The sequence below is a fragment of the Variovorax sp. F042 genome (genome assembly GCF_057814215.1).
Genome location: NZ_JBVASX010000010.1, coordinates 214,545 through 234,132, shown reverse-complemented (window position 1 = coordinate 234,132; position 19,588 = coordinate 214,545). Strand labels below are relative to the sequence as shown.

At 65.1% G+C, this 19,588-nt stretch carries 15 protein-coding genes; 11 read left to right on the top strand and 4 right to left on the bottom strand.

What is annotated here, in order from left to right:
* Positions 1-484, top strand: a 484-nt coding sequence (locus ACZYSP_RS26375; RefSeq protein WP_489017471.1) for a class I SAM-dependent methyltransferase, incomplete at its 5' end; no start/stop codon positions are given.
* Between the two features lie 770 nt (positions 485-1,254).
* Entirely contained in the window at positions 1,255-1,806 is a 552-nt protein-coding gene (locus tag ACZYSP_RS26370) for a hypothetical protein (RefSeq protein WP_489017469.1), read from the top strand.
* Positions 1,807-2,478: 672 nt separating this feature from the next.
* Here ACZYSP_RS26370 and ACZYSP_RS26365 read toward each other — a convergent pair.
* Positions 2,479-3,084, bottom strand: a complete 606-nt coding sequence (locus ACZYSP_RS26365) for a CHAP domain-containing protein (RefSeq protein ID WP_489017467.1) — start codon at positions 3,082-3,084, stop codon at positions 2,479-2,481.
* Positions 3,085-3,219: 135 nt separating this feature from the next.
* Here ACZYSP_RS26365 and ACZYSP_RS26360 point away from each other — a divergent pair, with 135 nt between their 5' ends.
* The 8 genes from ACZYSP_RS26360 to ACZYSP_RS26325 all read left to right on the top strand — a co-directional run bounded on the left by ACZYSP_RS26360 (position 3,220) and on the right by ACZYSP_RS26325 (position 13,145).
* Positions 3,220-3,867, top strand: a complete 648-nt coding sequence (locus ACZYSP_RS26360) for a response regulator (protein ID WP_483155927.1) — start codon at positions 3,220-3,222, stop codon at positions 3,865-3,867.
* A 23-nt stretch (positions 3,868-3,890) separates the two neighbouring features.
* Positions 3,891-5,741, top strand: a complete 1,851-nt coding sequence (locus tag ACZYSP_RS26355; RefSeq protein ID WP_489017465.1) for a sensor histidine kinase — start codon at positions 3,891-3,893, stop codon at positions 5,739-5,741.
* 130 nt (positions 5,742-5,871) lie between these two features.
* Entirely contained in the window at positions 5,872-6,045 is a 174-nt protein-coding gene (locus ACZYSP_RS26350; protein ID WP_307616317.1) for a hypothetical protein, read from the top strand.
* The gene (locus ACZYSP_RS26345) at positions 6,042-6,350 is read left to right on the top strand and encodes a hypothetical protein (protein ID WP_307616318.1); all 309 of its coding nucleotides are present in this window, start codon (positions 6,042-6,044) and stop codon (positions 6,348-6,350) included. The genes ACZYSP_RS26350 and ACZYSP_RS26345 overlap by 4 nt, the downstream gene beginning before the upstream one ends.
* An 11-nt stretch (positions 6,351-6,361) precedes the next feature.
* Positions 6,362-7,252: a sensor histidine kinase gene (locus tag ACZYSP_RS26340; protein WP_489017462.1), complete on the top strand. Its 891-nt coding sequence runs from the start codon at positions 6,362-6,364 to the stop codon at positions 7,250-7,252.
* Positions 7,253-7,658: 406 nt separating this feature from the next.
* Positions 7,659-8,030: a hypothetical protein gene (locus ACZYSP_RS26335; protein WP_093172780.1), complete on the top strand. Its 372-nt coding sequence runs from the start codon at positions 7,659-7,661 to the stop codon at positions 8,028-8,030.
* Between the two features lie 421 nt (positions 8,031-8,451).
* A complete protein-coding gene (locus ACZYSP_RS26330) occupies positions 8,452-12,903 on the top strand; it encodes an RHS repeat-associated core domain-containing protein (protein ID WP_489017459.1) in 4,452 nt (1,483 codons plus the stop codon).
* The gene (locus ACZYSP_RS26325) at positions 12,900-13,145 is read left to right on the top strand and encodes a hypothetical protein (protein WP_093078682.1); all 246 of its coding nucleotides are present in this window, start codon (positions 12,900-12,902) and stop codon (positions 13,143-13,145) included. Before ACZYSP_RS26330 ends, ACZYSP_RS26325 begins: the two co-directional genes overlap by 4 nt.
* A gap of 548 nt (positions 13,146-13,693) precedes the next feature.
* Here ACZYSP_RS26325 and ACZYSP_RS26320 read toward each other — a convergent pair.
* Together ACZYSP_RS26320 and glmS are read right to left on the bottom strand one after the other, a co-directional pair.
* Positions 13,694-15,349, bottom strand: a complete 1,656-nt coding sequence (locus ACZYSP_RS26320; protein ID WP_489017457.1) for a lactonase family protein — start codon at positions 15,347-15,349, stop codon at positions 13,694-13,696.
* 204 nt (positions 15,350-15,553) lie between these two features.
* On the bottom strand, positions 15,554-17,434 hold the full coding sequence (glmS, locus tag ACZYSP_RS26315) for a glutamine--fructose-6-phosphate transaminase (isomerizing) (protein WP_093056097.1): 1,881 nt from the start codon (positions 17,432-17,434) through the stop codon (positions 15,554-15,556).
* Positions 17,435-17,572: 138 nt separating this feature from the next.
* Here glmS and ACZYSP_RS26310 point away from each other — a divergent pair, with 138 nt between their 5' ends.
* Positions 17,573-18,055 (top strand): Lrp/AsnC family transcriptional regulator, encoded by a 483-nt coding sequence (locus ACZYSP_RS26310; protein WP_093172956.1) that lies wholly within the window; start codon positions 17,573-17,575, stop codon positions 18,053-18,055.
* A 114-nt stretch (positions 18,056-18,169) separates the two neighbouring features.
* Here the strand turns inward: ACZYSP_RS26310 and glmU are convergent, their stop codons facing one another.
* Positions 18,170-19,588 carry a bifunctional UDP-N-acetylglucosamine diphosphorylase/glucosamine-1-phosphate N-acetyltransferase GlmU gene (gene glmU, locus ACZYSP_RS26305; RefSeq protein WP_489017454.1) on the bottom strand — a complete coding sequence of 473 codons (1,419 nt, stop codon included), beginning with the start codon at positions 19,586-19,588 and terminating at the stop codon, positions 18,170-18,172.

The following is a 19,588-nucleotide window of genomic DNA, read 5'->3' as shown; positions in this document are numbered from 1 at the left end:
GGAGCGCTACCGAAGCGGCTACGAGCCCGGCTGCGGCATCGGCGAACTCACGCTCGCCCTTTCACAACGCTGCGACCATCTGCTGGCAAGTGACTTCTCGGCGCATGCCGTGGACATTGCGCGCAAGAGCACCGGCGGGCTCGCCAACGTGCATGTCGCGCACCATGTGCTGCCCGCCGACTGGCCCCGCGAAGCCGGCCGCTTCGACCTCATCGTGCTGAGCGAAGTGGGCTACTTCCTCGACCGCAACGACATGCACCTGCTGGCCGCCTGCTGCCAAGACACTCTGGAGGCCGACGGCACCCTCGTGGCCTGCGACTGGCGGCCCGATTTCGCACAGCGCAGGCTTCCCACGCAGGAAGTACACGGCGCGCTGGCCTCGCTCGGCCTGGCACGCCTGGCGTTCCATGAGGAAGACGACTTCGTGCTCCAGGTCTGGACACGCGATGGCCGCTCGGTGGCTGAGCGTGAGGGCATCCGGTAATCGGCATCGTCGTTCCCGCTCACAACGGGAGGCGCGCGTCGGCGCGACGCTCAAGGCCATCCTGCAGTTGACGACGAATCCGGCGCTGCGCGGTACCTCGCCTGCTGCATGAAGACTACGGGCTTGCCGCGAAAGCGGTCCGCCCTCATGTCTCCGATAGCGAGCGGAGAATTCTCAGGCGTTCCTGTGTGGCTCTCAGGACGGATTCAGAAGACCAGGGGGGCAGTGCAGTGGCATGGTCTTCCATCTCGGTGCATAGGGTCGCGTCCAGTACCGGCATCAACCCGTTCATCAGCCTTGTCTCGACTGCAAGCACGACCGCGCGGTGCAGCGTGCTTGGCAGGACGCGTCCGTTCAGATAGTCAAAGACCAACGTTTCGGCAGCAAACAAGGAAAGTGACATGGCGCGGGCCTATCGACATGACGCCACAGTAGCAGTGGCCGCGGTCAAAGTCTGTTCGATACCGCGCCTATGCGTCACCGTTCAGGGTCTGGTCCAAACACCCGCCCGCGTTCACTGCCCTGCATTGCCTCGAGGCCGTCGCCGACGAAGACTGGGGCGTGCCATGCGTTCTATGCCGAAGCGCGCGTTGACCAAGGCGGAGGGCCAGGTCGCAGCGGGCGCGCATGTTCGGTATCGCACAGACAAGACGCACTCGACGGTCTACAAATATGGAGCGCAAAAGGTCTTGCACACTTTGCCGGGCGCTTCAGCAAGCGCGCAGTGAATGCATTGCGACCTCTAATTTTGAGGGCAAAGAAAGGTTCATATGACCACGCTTTTCAATATCAAGACTTCGATTCTTGTTGTCGTCATGCTGGTACTGCCAATGGCACAGGCAGCGACGATGACCAAGGCCGAGTATCAGGCCGGAAAGACTCGCATCAGCGCGGACGTCAAGGCCGACAAGGCGGCGTGCGTCCCCTTGGCTGACAACGCCAAGGACATCTGCATCGAAGAAGCCAAGGCCAAGGAGAAAGTTGCGCGCGCCGAACTGAAGTACGGCCATACCGCCAAGTCCAGCGACCGGAACAAGGTGCTGGTTGCGAAGGCGGAGGCGGGCTATGCAGTCGCCAAGGAAAAGTGCGATGACCAGTCGGGCAATGCCAAGGACGTGTGCGTCCAGGAGGCCAAGGCTCTCAAGACCAAGGCGCTGGCCAACGCCAAGATGGGCAAGGGAATCGGTGAGGCCAAGGTCGACGCCAGCCAGGCAAAGCGCGATGCCGACTACAAGGTCGCTACCGAGAAGTGCGACAGTATGTCGGGTGATGCCAAGGCAAGTTGCGCGGCCGCCGCCAAGACAAAGTTTGGGAAGAGCTGAATCTGGGGAACGCTGAAGGATGCTTCACTGTGGAAGCCTGCAAGCCCAATCGTCTCTGGTCGACCACGAATGACTTGGTCGAGAACGACATCGCGAGCCTCGCCCAAAACATGAGGCAATGCGAGCGCGCACTTGGCCGTGTCCCGCGACTGCGATCGGCGGTACAAACTGTGCGAATCGAGATCGGGGCGCACATCGTGACGTCGGCGTGCCTCGGGAGTGCCGTTGGGGCCTCCTTGGTGCTGGCGTTCGTTCACTTGGGATTCCTCTAGTTCCCTTTTTCTCGCCTTGGCTTGGTTGTCGATGTCTGTGCGCAAGTTCTCATCAAGCGCGGGCACATCAAAGAAAGCATCCGGAAGCTCGCTGACGAAGGCACCTGAGGCCCGGTCATCGGTGTAGCGCTGCGCGAGTGAACCGCGACGAGGTGCATGGCGCGTCACAACCACCGTCGGTCCGGTGAACGGTTCCAACAGAACATCAGCTCCGACACGACGGGTGATTCGCTCTTGATATGAAACAGCTCTGTAGCCACGGCCGATCCCATGGTTCAGAAGTAAGTGCAAGCCGGGCAATGTTCGGCAACCACACCGATAGGGTCCATACATCGGACGGCATCGGCCGTGCGGCGTGCAATCGAAAGTTCAATCGATCGTGATCGACGCATGCGGCACGTCAGGCCACGGTGCGACACCATGCATAGATGCTGCGCGGTTGCTGCTCGAAGAGTTCCGGCGAGGTGATCTTGATGGCGTCGAACGGCGCCACCTTGAAATTGACTGCCGAGCAATGCGCCACCAGGCGAGCGCGTCCATCGGCATCGGCCTCCATCACGAGCCCCACGTGGCCGTAGTTCTCGCCGCTTCCCGCCTTCGGGTAGACGACCAGCGCCCCGGGCGTGGCCCTGGCCCGGCGTTCGAAACGCACGCCGGCGCCCATGGCATCGGCCCAGATGCTGTCCGTGTAGATCCAGCCGGCAGCGTCCGTATAAGGCGCGGGATTGCTTTTTCTGCCGAAGCCGAGCGCCCAGCACACGAAGCCCGAGCAGTCGCAGGCGGGCACCACCAGCGCCGGATCGTGCACGTCGAGTCCTGCTGCCAGGGCCAATGGCTCCAGGGCGTGCTGCTGCACCAGAGGAAGCGTCGGCCACAACTGGCCGACCGGCAACGCACTCGTCGGCGACGCCGCATCTGCGGACTGCCCTCCTTCACCGAGCCAATAGACCGTGCCCTGTCCACAGGCTGAATGCGCACGCGTCAGGACATCTTCAGTTCGGTACATACGGCTCCTTTGGGACTTCTTCCGAAAATAACCGGGACTCCGCTGAGCGGCGATACCGCATAGGCGCTATGGCCCGGCGGCATGCGCAGGCGAAGAATGGAGTCGTACACTGCGCCCGAATACCCTGGAGTGGGAATGAAAATCCGCGTGCTGATAGTCGAGGACGAGCCGGAATTCATGCGCCGGTTCTCCAACGCCGTGCTGGCCGACCCGGAGCTTTCACTCACGGGGGCGGTCTCGACCGGCGCCGCGGCAATGGCGCTCCTGGGGGCACAACCACCCGATGTGCTGTTGCTCGATCTCGGTCTGCCCGACATGGATGGCACCGAGGTGATTCGCTATGTCGCCCTTCACCACTCGGCATGCGACGTGCTTGTGGTAACCATGTTCGGCGACGACCGGCATGTGATTGCCGCACTGGAAGCGGGAGCGACGGGCTATCTGCTCAAGGATGCGGGCGCTGACCGCATCGCCACCAGCATCCATGAACTGCACGCGGGCGGCTCCCCCATCAGCCCCGGCATCGCGCGTCGCATCCTGGCGCGGATGCGCACGGCCACGACCCAACCGCGTGACGAAAGCCCGCGCGATGCGGTGCTGACACCACGGGAAACGGAGTTGCTGCGCCTGACGGCCAAGGGCCTGAGCTTCGACGCGATCGGACAGCTCCTGGAGATCTCGCCGCACACCGTGGTGGCGCACGTCAAGAAGATCTATCGCAAGCTGGCAGTGCACTCGCGCGGGGAGGCTGTCTACGAGGCCAATCAGATGGGGCTGCTGTGACATGGCCAGGATTTCGGTGTCTGTTGTTGGTCGCGCTGATCATCGGCGGCGCCACCGATGCAAGGAGTGCCGACCAGGCGAATGAATCCGCATCGCCGCAGCACGCGTTGCGCCTAGGTGCCTCCGGACTCACGCCGCCCGCACCCGATGCCCCATGGCAAAGCGTGACGCTGCCCAGCGTCGCGCCGCAGCTCGGTGCTGCAGCCCCTCAGGGCCCGACCTGGTTCCGCATCGACTTCAAGCGCGAGAGTGCATCGCCCAGGCCCTGGGCCGTCTATCTGCCCTACCTGTACGGTGGCGGGCAGGTCTGGCTCAACGGCCAACAGGTGGCCAGCGTGCCGGAGTCGACGGACCAGCTGCGCGTGCGGTGGGAGCGCGCGCACCTGCTGCCCTTGCCCGACAACCTGCTGCGCGATGGCGACAACGAATTGATGGTACGTGCGGCTCCCGCACTGGGGGAACACAGCCTGCGCTTTCCGCGCGTGGACATCGGCCCCGTGGTCACGCTGAGCGAAGCGAACGACCGCCGCCAGTTCTGGGTGCGGACCGCGCCGCAGCTCACCGTGCTGGCCTGCCTGATCGTCTCTGCATTCGTCCTGTTCATCTGGTGGCGACGCCCGGGCGAGGTGCTCTATGGGCTGTTCGGGCTCGCAACCGTGTTCTGGGGAATCCGCACGCTGACCTTTGTGATCGAGGTGGTGCCGGTGGAGCGCTGGCAGCTCTGGCGGCTCGTCTACCTGGCCGCCACCGGTGGCTTCGTCGTGGTCATGGCGCTCTTCGCCATGCGCTTCGCCGGCCTGCGCCATCGCGGGCTCGAACGCGCACTGGCTGCGTACTGGTTGATCGGCCCGGTGTGGCTGCTGCTCGCCGGCTCCGCGGGCGAACCGCTCGTCAACCGCATCTGGAGCGGCGGGCTGATACCCATCGGCATCGGAATCATCGCCGTCTCGTTCTGGGCCGTGTGGCGCGAGCGCAGATGGGCTTCGGCAGTCATGCCGGCGGTTCTCACGCTGGCAACGCTCGCAGGCGTGCATGACTACCTGATTTCGTGGGATGCGGGGCTCATGGAGCGCGTGCTGCCGGGTTGGGCGGGGCACCGCCTGTTCATGCTGCACCACGGCGCCAACCTGATGCTGTTGACGATGGGCGTGCTGTTGTCGCTGCGCTTCACAAGGGCGCTCACCTCACTGGAGCAGCTCAACGAATCGCTGGAGTCGCGCGTGGCCGACCGGGAGCGCAGCCTCTCCGCCAATTACCTCCGCCTGGCGGCGCTGGAGCGGCAGAACGCCGCCGCCGAAGAGCGGCAGCTCATCATGCGAGAGATCCACGACGGCCTCGGCTCGAAGCTCTTCACTTCGCTGTCACGGGTGGAACGCGGCGACATGAGCCACCTGCAGATCGAAGAGTCGCTGCGCGCCTGCATCGCCGACATGCGGCTCGCGCTGGACGCGCTCGCGCCGGAAGACCACGACCTGCGCACCGCCCTGGGCGACTTCCTGTTCCGCTGGCAGGGCGAACTCGAAGCAGCTGGCGTGCGGGCCGCCTGGACCATCGACATGCCCGACGAAGCCCCGGGCGTGCCGCCCCACACGACGCTGCAGATACTGCGCATTGCGCAAGAAGCGCTGACCAACGTCGTGAAGCATGCGCGCGCGAGGCAGGTGGAGCTTCGGCTGCAGCGGGCCAACGGACTGCTGCGGCTGGAGATCCAGGACGACGGCCTCGGTGCCGGCCTGGCGCCCGGCGCCCAGGGGCGCGGCATCGTCAACATGCGCGCTCGCGCAGAGAGGCTCGGCGGCACGCTCGAGCTGCGGCAGGACGCGCATGGAACCTGCGTCGTGCTGAGCGCTCCCCTCGCATCTTCTGCCGCCTGAGCCGGGGTGCCCCGCGGCCCATCCCGCAAACACGCGAGGGCTTGGCCCGAAGACGGTATTCCGCAGCAGCGCCGCGATTTCTACATTGGATGCCATGCACAGACATGACATTCCAGAGGAGCGCGAACGCATGACCCCACAATCCGGGCCCACCGACGACACCCTGTCGAGGGTCGGCCGCTGGCTGCTGGCGATCGCAGTGGTTGCGCTGGCCTCGCTGATCCTCTGGATGGCAGGATGCGGCAACCGGCTATCGACCTACGGCGTGAACGGCACCATCCACATCGGGGAGTCGATCACATGAGCCCCGCCGGTGATCTGCAGTCTTCGGCCACGTTGATGTCGATCGTGAGCTGGCTCTACCTGGCGACCAACTCCGTGCGCGCCGTTACCTACGTGCCGCAGATCGTCGCCGTCTGGCACTGCACGGACGGCGCGCGTGCGATCTCGCTCGTGACCTGGAGCTCCTGGGTGCTCGCGAACCTCACCGGTGTGATGTACGGCGCCTGGGTCGTGCGCGACGGCCTGTTCATCACGATCTCGGCCATCAACCTCGTGTGCTGCGCCACCGTCGCGTTGATCGCGGCGCGCCGCAGGGGACTGCTCTAGGAGATGTCTGTATGAACTCGCTTCAGCACATGCTTCGGTTCTTCGGCTTTCCCCTGCCTGTGCCGATTGAGGGGACGTCGCAGCTGCACCGCCGGGGGAACACATTCGACAGCGGCCCGCTCCCGGTGCGTGCTCCTCCACCGCAGCTTCAGCCTCCTGTCGAGCAGGCCATGGCCGAGCTCTTGCGAAAGAACCAGTTGCTCGAGACCTCCGGCCGGGCGAAGGTCTGCCTCTTCGCTGCCGCAATCCACGACCTGCGGCAGCCGCTGCAAGCCCTGATGCTGTTCTCGAACGCGCTGTCGAGCGCCGATCTCGACACCGATCGGCTGCACCGGCGCATCGAACAGATCCGCCAGTCCGTCGACTTTCTCGATCGGCTGTTGACCGGGCTGCTGGACCTGACGCAGATCGAGGCGGGCCGCACACCGCCCAGGTGCGCCGATCTGGCGCTCGATCCGCTGCTAGACGAGGTCCGGCATCACTTCCGCGCCGTGGCCGAGGCGCAGGGAGTGCGGCTGGTGGTGCGCCCCACCGGCGCATGGGCGCGCTGCGACGGCGTGATGCTCGCGCGGATCCTCAACAACCTGGTGAGCAACTCGCTGCGCCACACGCACCACGGCGGCGTACTCGTGGGCGCGCGGCGGCATCGGGAAGGCATTCGCATCGATGTCTGCGACACCGGGGTCGGCATTCCACCGCAGCATCAGACGCGGGTCTTCGAGGCGTTCTACAGGATCGATGCCCCCGAACAATCGGCCGCGCGCGGACGCGGCCTGGGTCTGGGGCTGGCCACGGTGCAGCGACTGGCCGATCTGCAGGGCGCGACGGTTCGGTTGCGCTCGCGGCCCGGCCAGGGCACGGTGGTGTCCGTCGTGCTGCCCGCAGCGCGCAGCGCCGGCTGAGCACTTCAATCGGGCCTGGGCGGCCACACTCCAGGAGCGGATCTGGTGCGAAATGTGTTAGGTGGTCTGGTGCTCCTCGGCTACGTTGGCCTCGTCTGGTACGGCGCGACGGGCAAGACGGGTGTAAGCGACGTTGATAGATGCGAATCGCCCCGGATTTACTGCCACTGAATGCGAATAAACCGGGAGTCGTGATCGCAAGCAGAGCTCGGCAGGCGAGTTTGCCACTGGCTGAGGTCGCAGGTCACGGATGATCGCTGCGGGTTTGCAAGCTGCACTTCGGCGCGCCAGCTCCGGCTTACAACGTGACATTTGGGAACGTTCTTCACCGTAGCGATGTGCGCGGCGTCGCACGACAGGGCGTTGGATACGCATCAGGGCGATTTCTCGCTCTCCAGGAGATGAAATGACGTTTTCGCGAACCGTTTTCAAGCTAGCTGCTGCGGGTTTCGTTGCCGCCGGTACCTTGTTTATCGCCGCATCGGCCAATGCGGGCACGAGTTGGTCCATTGGCGTCAGCGTACCCGGCGTGGTCGTGAGCGAGCCCGCACCGGTCTACTACGCGCCCGAGCCTGCTTATTCACGTCCAGCCCCGACCTACTATCAGCCTGCACAGCCGGTGTACTCCGTTCCGGCACCCGTCTACTACGAACCTCGCTCTCATTGGGAGGAACGTCGTGCAGAGCGATGGGAAGAGCGTCGCGCGGAGCGTCGTGAATGGCGCCGCCGGCAATGGGAGCGCGAGCAGCACCGCCGCTACTACGAAGATCGTGACTGATCTTCGGGGTCATCGGCGTGCATAGTTTTTGAGCCGCTGTCGCTCAAGCAATACATGCCTGCAAGCTGACTAAGCATGAAGAGCGACAGCGGTCGGCATCGAGGCGGATCCCTGAGCGGCTTTTTTCTCCCCGGCCTCTACCAGCGCCGAACCGCTGTCGAGAGGCAGTGTGCGCGCCCCCATCAGAGCCAACGTGAAGTCTGTGCGGGAGTTCCGCGAAACGATACCTGCCGTCCCGTGAGGTGCGACCTCGATACCTCCGATGAGATCTCAAGGAGGCCAAAGTAATCCTTTCGAGGAGCAATCACAGAAGCCAGAAATGGACATTTGATTGCTTCATTGAACATGTCGTTACGCTCGTTCCGATCATTGCCACACAGCGCAATGCATCCGAATTCAAAAGAATTAACGAGGGTCACGCATGCATTTCGACGCGACTGCCGCGCACGGCAGCTTCAACCATCGCCAGCTCAAGCGACTCGCCCTGCAAGGCGCTGCAGTGCTCACCCTGCTGGGCATTTCCGGATGGGCCCAGGCGGCCTGCTCACTGAACTTCACATCGCCCAGCAAGGGTGCCAAGGTCACCTCGCCCAACATCACGGTGTTTGGGACCGGCGGCGGCGATGCCACCACCGGTGACACCGGCACCGTGACCGCCACGCTCAACGGCTCGCCGTTCTTCAGCTACTCCGGGTCCTTCACCGCCGTCGTGTCGTTCCTGGAAGGACGCGGCGTGCCCGTCACGCTGCGTTCCGGCCCGAACTACCTGGCAGTCTCCGGCAGCGTCGGCGGATGCAGCGCGTCGGACTACATGACGGTCTACTACGACACCTCCGACGTCATTCCGCGCAAGAACAAGGGCGACGGCACCGAGCGCAACGGACCGCAGTCGTGCACCGGCAACCCCATCAACTTCGCGATGGGCAACAAGGTGCAGGAGGAAGAAGACTTCCGTAGCGCGTCCGCGCACTATCCTCTGCGGTTCGCACGCATCTTCAACAGCGCCGACGGCTACTGGCGCTACTCGTACGCCATGCGCCTGAGGATCAGTGCGACCGAGGCGGTGCTGCTCCATGCGAACGGACGGGAATCGCCGTTCGCACGCAGCGGCTCGACCATCACGCCCGATGCGGACGAGCTCGGCACGCTCACACAAACGAGCACGGGCTGGCTTTATGTCGACGTAGACAACACCCGGTACGAGTTCAACACCACCGGCCGCCTGACGAAGCAGACCCATCCCGATGGCTGGTATCACAGCCTGTCCTACGGCACCAACGGCGCCGTGACCGTGACGGACGGATTCGGCAACAGCATCGGCTACACGGAAGACGCCCACTTCCAGCCGCGTACGCTGACCACGCCCAACTTCAGCGTCGCCTACAACTACGACACCACCAACCGGCTCACCTCTGTCACCAAGACCGCCGGCTCCAACGTGACGAGCCGCACGTACCACTACGAGAACGCCGCGAACCCACGTTTTCTCACGGGCGTGACCGATGAACTGGGTGTGCGCTTCGCCACCTACGCCTACGACTCGCTGGGTCGCGCAACGAGCACCACGCACGCAGGCAATGCCGGGCTCACGCAAGTGGCCTACAACGCCAACGGCACGACGACCGTGACCGATCCGGTGGGCCGGGCCACGACCTATCACTACGTCGTCGTCAATGGCGTCAAGCGCATCTCCCAGATCCAGGGCGAGCCGGCACCGGGCTGCCCGGCCAGCAACTCGTCGTTCACCTATGACGCCCGAGGTCTCCTGTCGAGCCAGACCAACGCGACCGGCAGCGTCACCAGCTTCACCTACAACACCCGAGGCCTGGAGGCTTCGCGCACGGAAGCGCTCGGCGCACCCGAGCAAAGAGCCATTGCCACGACCTGGGACACCACGCTACCGGTGCCCACGCTCATCGCGCGGACCGGCCAGGAGGCGGCGTACACCTACGACACGAGCGGCAAGCTGCTCGCCGAGACGATCACTGACACCGGCGGCACATCAGGCACCGCTCGCACGAGCCAGCGGACCTACACGACCGAAGGCCTGGTCCATACGCACACCGAAGCCAATGGTGCTGTCACCACCTACGCGTACGACACCCGCGGGAATGTGCAGAGCGCGACCAACGCGCTGGGCCACATCACCGCCTACACCTACGACACGGCCAATCGCCTCACGAGTCAGACGGACCCGAACGGCCTGGTCACCACTTTCACGTGGGATGCGTACGACCGGCTGCTCACGCGCACCGTGGGCACGGGACCTGGGCAGACCACGACCCTGACCTATCACCCCACCGGCACGATTGCGACCACCTCGCTGCCGACCGGGCTGGTCACCAGCTACACCTATGACGCTGCGCAACGCCTGACCGGCTGGAGCAACAACCGTGGCGAGAGCGGCACCTACACCCTCGATGCGGCCGGCAACCGCCTGACGGAGCAGACACTCAACAGTTCCGGCTCGATCGCGTGGACGACTGCGCGCACGATCAACAAGCTCAACCGCGTCGCCACCCAGACGCAAGGGACCAATCAGAACGAGAGCTTCAGCTACGACGCGAGTGGTGATCGCATCGCCCAGACCAATGGGCTGAACCAGACCATGAGCTGGAGCCTCGACGCGCTGGCCCGCGTCAAGACCATCACTGACGCGGCCAACGCCAGTGCCGGCCTCGGCTACAACGCGCTCGATGCCATCACCCAGGCCAGCGACTTCAACGCCATCGCCACCAGCTACAGCCGAGACGCCCTGGGCAACGCCACCGCAGAAGCCAGCGCTGACAGTGGCCCTCGCAGCAGCCAGTACGACGCCCTCGGCCTGCCCAGCCAGATCATCGATGCGCTCGGCCAGGCCACGAGCATCACCCGCGATGCGCTGGGACGTCCGACCAGCCTCGTCTTCGCCGACGGCAAGACCACGACCTTGCGCAACGACCTGAGCACCAACAGCAAGGGCTACCTCAGCGAGATCATCGACCGCTCCGGCATCACGGAGTACACGCGAGACATCCACGGGCGCGTCACTCTCAAGAAGCAAACCCTGGCGACAGGCACAACTACGGGCAGCGTTCAGCAAGTTGCCTATACCTACAACACCGCCACCGGCCAACTCGCCAGCGTCACGTATCCGGGCGGTGGCGTGCTCAGCCACTTCTACGACACGACCGGCCGCCTCGTGCAACTCGGCTGGAACGGTGCCCCGCTGATCGACGCCGTCACCTGGAATGCCCTGGGCCAGCCCACGGGTTGGAACTGGGCCTTCACCAGCACCAGCCCGAAGCTCGCGGCCAACCGCAGCTACGACAGCGCCACGCGTCTCACCCAAACCGAGTTCAGCAGCTACACCTACGACGCGGCCGGGCGCATCGGCAGCCTTACGCAGAACCTGTGGGGCCCTGCCGACAGCGATCCGGCTCACAGCACCATTGCAGTGGCCGACAACACCTGGATAGTCGGTTACAGCGCGACGGGCCGCATCGTCAGCTTCACTGGTCCTGGCGACAGCGCCAGCTTCAGTTATGACGCCAACGGCAACCGGATGGCGAGTACCCGGGTTCTGGCAGGCCAGACCACCAGCCGCGGCTACACCCTGGAGCCGGGCAGCAACCGCCTCGCCGGCTTCAGCCAGACCATCAACGGCACCAGCAGCACCAGCGTCGCCTATGGCTACAACGCCAACGGCGACCTGACGAGCGATGGCCTCAGAAGCTATGGCTACGACGCGGAAGGCCGCCTGGCCACGGCCACCACGGGCGCCAACGATGTCAGCCCGACCACGCGCTACGCACACAACGCCTTGGGCCAGCGCGTGTTCAAGACCGAACCGCTGTATCCGCCCAGCCAGGGCGATGAGAACGACCCCGGCTTCTGGAACAGTCTCGTGGCGTTCTTCACCAAGCTGTGGAGCCCGACCACGACACAAGCCGAGCAACTCGGCTACGCCTATGTCTACGACGAACAGGGTAGCCTGATTGCGGAGGTGGGCAGCGGCGGCACGAACAGTTCGGGCGAGGCGCAGTACATCTACCTGCCGACAGCCAATGGGCCGATGCCGATCGTCGCCGTGGTCAATGGCACCACGTATGCGGTGCACAGCGATCACCTGAACACGCCGCGCAAGCTCACCGATGCGACCGGACAGGCAGTCTGGCAATGGGGCTACAGCGCGTTCGGAGAGGACAAGCCGACGCTGGCGAAGAACCGGTTCGCCAATCTGGAGGTGACACCGAATCCAGGCACCACGAACATCGCAGAAGTGAAGTTCAACCTGCGGTATCCGGGGCAGTACGCGGACGAGGAGTCGGGACTGTTCTACAACTACTTTCGCAGCTACGACGCGAGGTTGGGGCGCTACAGCCAGCCGGACCCGATCGGGCTGGATGGTGGGTGGAATCGGTTCGGCTATGTCGATGCGAATCCGCTGGGCTTCACGGATCCGGAAGGCCTGAGGAACCTGCGGCAGGCGACGCCGGGAGGCAACGCCTACAACCGACGCCAGTGGGAACGGCATGGCCCCGGGTCCATCAAGACACCGCAGAGCAATCTTCCACGCAGTGCTGCGTATGAGGCTGGGGCAAACATGACCCAGACCCCCAACCCTGCATACCCAGGGGCTCCCTTGGATTTGCCATGTGTCCAGTGGGATTGCTCGAGCGGATCGGTCTGCAGGCCCAATGACATCAAGAGTTCGACGGACTTTCTGCCTCCTGCACGCTCCACCGCCGATGCGCCTGCGGGGTGTCGCTGTATATCGGCGGGCAGAGATCCCGCGTTTCAGCTTCCGTACGATCCGAGCATCGATCCCTATAGCAACGCGAAGGACGTGAAAGACAACTGGCGCTCCGGTACCAGATTGCTCCGGCGATGAAAGGAATCTTGTTCTTCACTGGTTGCGCACTGATCGCCATCGCGATGGGCATGCCAGAAGGTTTGCCAACGCATAGCGGTGGGATGAAGTCACCGCTTCCTTATTTCTTCTACTGGCTGACACGTCTCATCGACCCTTGGGGAGGGAAGTACTTGGTCGTGCTTGTTGGCTTGGCCATGGTCGTTTCCTCCTTCTTCATCCCCAGGCGTTCGCGCGAATCGAAAGGCGACGGCGATCAGTAGCCGGAGGCGTCGATGCTGTTACGAGGCGAGTCGGTTGCCTTTCTTTGGCCGACGAAGTTCCGTGTTCGGTCTTGTTCTGGGATTTATCGGAATGGCTGTGGATTTCCGCCCTCGCTCGACCCACATTTCCATCGAGCGTTGACCCGTTGCAATGTCCTTCCTGAGCATTGTTCATCAGGCAGGCTGAATGCTGCATGCGACTCAACGCCTCACGGAAAACTGGGGCGCTTCGAGATGGAAATCAACATGCGCCACAGTCCAAGATCCCAGTTGGTCGAACGGAGAGTCGGCGAAAGATTACAAGAGGAGGCGCACGTGTTCCTTGCCATTAATGTCCGAGACAGGCTCGCGCTCGCCCGTGCATTTGTCGGACTGAGGCAGTGCCTTGAAGTCTGGGACGCAGTCTAGAAAACAGTTCGCTTGCGCGATGCACCAGCATTAAAGTCCGGAACTGACCAGCCTTAGGAGAGAGCACGGTGAGGGGAAGTCGCCTGGAGGGTCCTACCCGTCAAGCGCGATCCTTTCCCTGTACAGGCTGCGGGCGCCCTCTATTTGGTGAGCGCGAGGAATTGCGGCCCGCCGCCCGTGGACGGGAGGCTGACCCCTGTACCGAGCGAGCCGGTCGTCCTGTCGATCGTGAAGAGGGTGATCGTGTTGCTGGCCTGGTTGGCCGTATAGGCGAAGCGGCCCGTGCGGTCCACGGTCACGGAGTTGGGTACGCTGCCCGCCGCGAAAGGCTGGCCCGGCACTGGCGTGAGCGCGCCGGTTCGTGGGTCGATGCTGTACGCCGAGACGTTGTTGGAGTTTCTGTTCGCCGCGTACAGGAAGCGGCCGCTCGGATCGACTGCCATGCCAAAGGGCGTGTCGCCAGCGGGGACCGAGCCGATCTGGGTCAGCGCGCCAGTGGTCGCGTCGATCGAGTAGGCGAGCAACGTGCCGGGGTTGTTGCCGACGTTGGCATAGGCGAAGCGGCCCGTGGGCTCAATGGCAATGTCGGTGAGTCCGCTGTTGGAGGGCAGCACGACCGACGCGGGCGGAGAGATCGGCTCGCCTGTGGCCGGGTCCAGGCGGAACGTAGCCAGGGAGGTGCTATTGACCACCACGAACGCGAAGCGGCCTTGGGGGTCCAGGCCGATCTTGCGGCTGGTGCCACCGGCGACGGCCGTGCCGCCGGTGAGGTCGCCGGTGTTGGCATCGACGTCCAGCCGGTGCAGCATCCCGTCCCCGATCACGTAGGCGTGCTGGCCGTTGGGCGCGATACCGACGAAATACGGGGTCGTTCCGACACCGGCAGTGATGGCGCGCTGCTGTGTCAGCGTGCCCGTGGGAACGGTGGTGGTGTCGATGGCGTACTGGATGACGCCCCTGGTGGCGCCCGAGATGTTGCTGGCGTAGATGTACGGCTTCGAAGGGTGCGTGGTCACATGCTGCGGCGTCCCGCCCGCGGGGAAGCGGCCGACACTCGAGAGGCTGCCATCGGAACCAACGATGTACATCGACACACTGCTCGTCCCCTCGTCGGCGGTGAAGGCGAATCGATCGGCACCGGGCGTCGTGCAGGCGATCGTCACCGCGGCAACGGGCGCCGTGGTCACCGTGCCGAAGGCCTGCTTCGCGATGCACACCTGGAGCGCGGTGGGTTGTGTCTTTACCGTCACGCCGTAATCGGCGCCGACCGCCACCGGCGTCGTGAAGCTGAAGGTGCCGTCGGCGTTCACGGCGAGGTCGTCGCCCGCGTTGTTCTGCAGCACCAGCCCGCCGGCCGCGTCGAGGCCCGTGACGGCGACGCTCACTTTCTGGCTCGTGGTGGCGCAGACCACCGCCACGCTGCCCACGTCGGCATCGCCGATGGTGCCGGACGCGTTGTTCACGGTGCAGGTCTGCGACGGGTTCGAGGGCTGCTGCTTGACGCTGACCGCGTAGCTCGTGCCCTTGGCGAGTTTTTCGCTGAAGACGAAAGCGCCGTCGGCGGCCACGGCCACGTCGGCCGAGCCGGCCAGTTGCAGCACGAGCCCGCTGCCGAGCAGGCCGCTGACGCTGCCGCCCACCGTGTACTTCGCGTCGGCCGCGGGCGGCGGATTGTTGCCGCCGGGAGGCAGGGGAAAGAAGGAGAAGCCACCGCCACCCCCACCGCCGCCGCACGAAGCGAGCGCGAGCGGCACGAGGACGAACACGGCAAGGCGAAGACGGGTAACGAGCGGCATCGCGGGCATTTTTCTTACCTTCGGCAACAAACGGGCGGGGGCGATGTTAGCGGCACGCCGTTCCATTTGCACTCCCGCCGGTCGGCGGGCTTACCGCGTGTTGTTTAGATGCCGAGGCATGGCGACGCCTGGGAAGCACATCGAACTAGCCGAAACCGGCCAGCGACCGGTAGTTGTCTCGGACTTTAATGCGCTGTCTCCGGATCACTCCACAGTCACGCTCTTCGCCAGATTACGCGGCTTGTCCACATCGGTTCCCCGCGCACACGCCGTGTGATACGCCAGCAGCTGCAGTGGCACCACATGCAGGATCGGCGAGAGCGCGCCGTAGTGCTCGGGCATGCGGATCACGTGCAGCCCGTCGCTGCTCTTGATCTTCGTGTCGCCGTCGGCCAGCACGTAGAGCACGCCGCCGCGCGCGCGCACTTCCTGCAGGTTGCTCTTGAGCTTTTCGAGCAGTGCGTCGTTGGGTGCGACGGCCACCACGGGCATCTCGCTCGTCACCAGCGCGAGCGGGCCGTGCTTGAGTTCGCCGGCGGCATAGGCTTCGGCGTGGATGTAGGTCACTTCCTTGAGCTTGAGCGCGCCTTCGAGTGCGATCGGGTAGTGCAGCCCGCGGCCGAGGAACAACGCGTTGTCCTTGCGCGCGAAGTCTTCGGCCCAGCCGATGATCTGCGGCTCCAGCGCCAGCACCGACTGCAGCGCGACGGGCAGGTGGCGCATTTCCTTCAGGTAGCGCGCCTCGTCGGCGTCGCTCAGGCGGCCCTTGGCTTGCGCGATGGCGAGCGTGAGCAGGAAGAGGCCCGCGAGCTGCGTGGTGAAGGCCTTGGTCGACGCCACGCCGATTTCGACGCCTGCGCGCGTGATGTACGCCAGCTTGCACTCGCGCACCATCGCGCTGGTGGCGACGTTGCAGATGGTCAGCGTCTGCTCCATGCCGAGCGAGCGCGCATGCTTCAGCGCGGCCAGCGTGTCGGCCGTTTCGCCGGACTGACTGATGGTGACGACCAGCGTCTTCGGGTCGGGCACGGAGTCGCGGTAGCGGTATTCGCTCGCGATCTCGACCTGCGTGGAAATCTTCGCGATGCCCTCGAGCCAGTACTTGGCGGTGCAGCCGCTGTAGTAGCTGGTGCCGCAGGCGAGGATGAGGATCTTGTCGATGTCCTGGAACACGCGGTAGGCACTGGCGCCGGTCGCACCGTCCTGGCCGATGCCGTCGAACAGCTCGGGCACGATGCCTGCCACGCCTTCGAGCGTGTCGCCGATGGCGCGCGGCTGCTCGAAGATTTCCTTCTGCATGTAGTGGCGGTACGGGCCGAGCTCGGCCGCGCCGCTGTGGGCGAGCACGGTGCGCACCTGGCGGGTGACCGGCTTGTGGTTCTTGTCGACGATCCAGTACTTGCCCGGCTGCACGTCGACCACGTCGCCTTCTTCCAGATAGACGATCTGGTCGGTCACGCCGGCCAGGGCCATCGCGTCGCTGGCGAGGAAGTTCTCTGCGCCGTCCTTGCCGGCGCCGAGGATCAGCGGCGAGCCCGCACGCGCACCGACCACGCGCTGCGGCTCGTCGCGGCAGATCACGGCAATGGCGTAGGCGCCGTGCAGTTGCAGCACGGCGGCCTTCACGGCTTCGAACAGGTCACCGTCGTAGAGGCTGTCGACCAAGTGGGCGATGACCTCGGTGTCGGTCTGGCTCTCGAAGGCGTAGCCCTTGGCTTCGAGCGCGGCGCGCAGCGTTTCGTGGTTTTCGATGATGCCGTTGTGCACAAGCGCGATGCGGCCCGGCCGCGCGGTCTGCGCATCGGCGCCGGGGCCGTGGCTGAAATGCGGGTGTGCGTTGTGCACGGCCGGCGCGCCGTGCGTGGCCCAGCGCGTGTGGGCGATGCCGGTGAGGCCCTCGACCTTGTCGTCGCGCACCTGCGCCACGAGATCGGCCACGCGCGAAGTGGTGCGCGCCCGCGTCAGGCCACCGGCATGCACCGCCACGCCGCACGAGTCATAGCCACGGTATTCGAGCCGCTGGAGGCCCTGGACCAGGACCGGAACGATGTTGCGATGGGACGCTGCCCCGACGATGCCGCACATGGTGAGCTGCCTTTGAAAGAAGAAGAGCCTCGATGGTAGGAAGGCATGGAAGAAATATGCATTCGAAATTTTGTTGATTTCGGACTTTTATTTCTCCATTTCTTTGATTTGGACTTTTATTCCATAATTTCATTCAATATGGAATCAATCTCCCTGGATTCAATCGACCTGCGCCTGCTCGACGCGCTCCAGCGCGATGCCTCGCAAACCAATCAGCGCCTGGCCGCCGACGTCGGCATCTCGCCGCCTACCTGCCTGCGCCGCGTGCAGCGGCTGCGTGAAGAAGGCCTAATCGAACGCCAGGTCGCACTGCTGTCGCCCGACCGGCTCGCCACAGTACTGGGTCACGGCCTGCAGGCGGTGATCGAAATCTCGCTCGACCGGCAGGACGCCGCCTCGCTCGACGCCTTCGAGACGCGCGTGATTGCCGACGACGCAGTGCAGCAGTGCTGGCGCGTGTCGCCGGGCCCGGACTTCGTGCTGGTCGTGGCCGCGCGCGACATGCCCGACTACGGCGCACTCACGCAGCGCCTGTTCACGGCCGACGCGAACGTGCGCAACGTCAAGGCCTTCTTCAGCCTCAAGCGCGCCAAGTTCGAGCCCCGGTTGCCGCTGCGATAAAGCTTTCGTGCCTCTTCGCGGAACACCGCGGAACCGGCTTTGCCGGGCCGCTGGTGTTGCCCCGGGCAGGGGGTTGGCGAAGCGACACGAAGTGCGCGCAGCCTGGGGGCGAGCCTATTTCTTCTGGGGGCGCTTCCAATTCGGAAAACTCACCTGCTTGCCCCGCGCCACGGTCAGCGCCCCCGGCTCGGTCGACTTGTTGATGGTCGAGCCGCCGCCGATGGTGCCGCCCGCACCGATGGTGATGGGCGCCACCAGCACGCAGTTGCTGCCCACGTGCACGTCGTCGCCGATCACGGTGCGGTGCTTGTTGGCGCCGTCGTAGTTGGCGGTGATGCTGCCCGCCCCGTAGTTCACGCGCTCGCCCACGGTGGCGTCGCCCAGGTAGGCCAGGTGGTTGGCCTTGGCGCCGGCAGCCAGCGTCGAGTTCTTGACCTCTACGAAATTGCCGATGTGTACCTCGGCACCCAGTTGTGCGCCGGGCCGCAGCCGTGCGAAGGGGCCGATGAGCGAGCCCGCGCCCACCGTCACGCCGGCCTTCTCGCCCTCGATATGCGTGAACGGATGAATCACCGCGCCCGCCTCGATGCGCGCATTGGCAATGACGCAGTTCGCGCCGATGCGCACGCCCTCGCCCAGCGACACCACGCCTTCGAACACGCAATTGACGTCGATCTCCACGTCGGCCCCGCAATCCAGCGTGCCGCGCAGGTCGAAGCGCGCCGGGTCGGCCAGGCGCACGCCCTGCTCCATCAGCGCGTTCGCCTGGCGCAGTTGCCAAGCGCGCTCGAGCGCCGCGAGCTGGGCCGGGCTGTTGATGCCGGCCACCTGCAATGCGTCGGTGGTGATGTGCGCGACCACGGGCACGCCGTCGGCGGCGGCGAACTTCACCACGTCGGTCAGGTAGTACTCGCCCTGGGCGTTCTTGTTGTCCAGCCGCGCGAGCCAGCCCTTGAGCAGGCGCGCGGGCACGGCCATCACGCCGCTGTAGATCTCGCGCACGGCGCGCTGCGCTTCGGTGGCGTCCTTGTGCTCGACGATGGCGGTGACCTCGCCTTGCCCCGCCGCGCGGATGACGCGGCCGTAGCCGCTCGGGTCGTCGAATTCGATGGTCAGCAGCGCCAGCTTGCTGCCTGCGCTGGCCGCGATGAGCGCGCGCAGCGTGTCTTCGCCGATCAGCGGCACGTCGCCCGACAGCACGACCACCGTGCCGTCGTCCGGCAGCAGCGGCGCGGCCTGCTGCACTGCGTGTCCGGTGCCGAGCTGCGGCTCCTGGCGCGCAAAGCGCAGCGTGACGCCCTCGATGCCGCTGTTCAGCGAGGCCTCGACTTCGGCCGCGCCATGGCCGGTGATGACCACCACGTCGCGCGCGCCGATGCGTGCGGCGGTGCCCGCCACATGGGCCAGCAATGCGCGGCCGCCCAATCGATGCAACACTTTGGGCAGTCTGCTTTTCATGCGCGTGCCCTTGCCGGCCGCCATGATGACGACGTCGACCGGCCCCCGGCTGTCTTGTTGCGGAGTCTGATTCAT